Source organism: Marinobacter denitrificans, assembly GCF_008795955.1.
Lineage (GTDB): Bacteria > Pseudomonadota > Gammaproteobacteria > Pseudomonadales > Oleiphilaceae > Marinobacter > Marinobacter denitrificans.
Genome location: NZ_VMHN01000039.1, coordinates 1 through 608, shown reverse-complemented (window position 1 = coordinate 608; position 608 = coordinate 1). Strand labels below are relative to the sequence as shown.

Below are 608 nucleotides of genomic sequence, written 5' to 3'. Positions count from 1 at the left end.
GCGGCCAGGGCGACTTTGGACTTGAATGATGCGCTGTATTGCTTGCGTTTCTTGCTCATGATTCTCCTCCTTGTGGAGATGATGAATCAGAGCTTAGGCACCTGTCCAAATTTCGGGGTCCACTTCAACCCTCCCAGACCGCCGACTCCATCAAGCAACTGAACCGTCGCCAGATAGCTTGGCTCAACCTTAACCACGTCACTGAAGACAGGCTAGATCGCGCTATCGTCAAGGTCATCAACGCGTACAAAAAATACGAACTGCCGGGATACTGGGGTACAGGTCGGCGGGCCGCCGCCGATGGCACCAAATGGAATCTTTACGAGCAAAACCTGCTCAGCGAGTACCACATCCACTATGGCGGTTACGGCGGCATCGGTTACTACCACGTCTCGGACACCTATATCGCGCTGTTCAGTCATTTCATCCCCTGTGGCGTTCACGAGGCGGTGTACATCCTTGACGGACTGCTTGAGAACCGGAGCGATATCCAGCCGGATACCTTGCACGGTGATACGCAGGCCCAGAGCTATCCCGTTTTCGGGCTGGCGTACCTACTGGGGATCAAGCTGATGCCGCGTATCCGGAATATCAAGGATCTGAACTTC

At 54.6% G+C, this 608-nt stretch carries 1 pseudogene; it reads left to right on the top strand.

The features are described 5' to 3' along the window. Positions 1–122: 122 nt before the first annotated feature. Positions 123–608: pseudogene (locus FO268_RS22765) on the top strand (Tn3 family transposase); the annotation flags it as partial.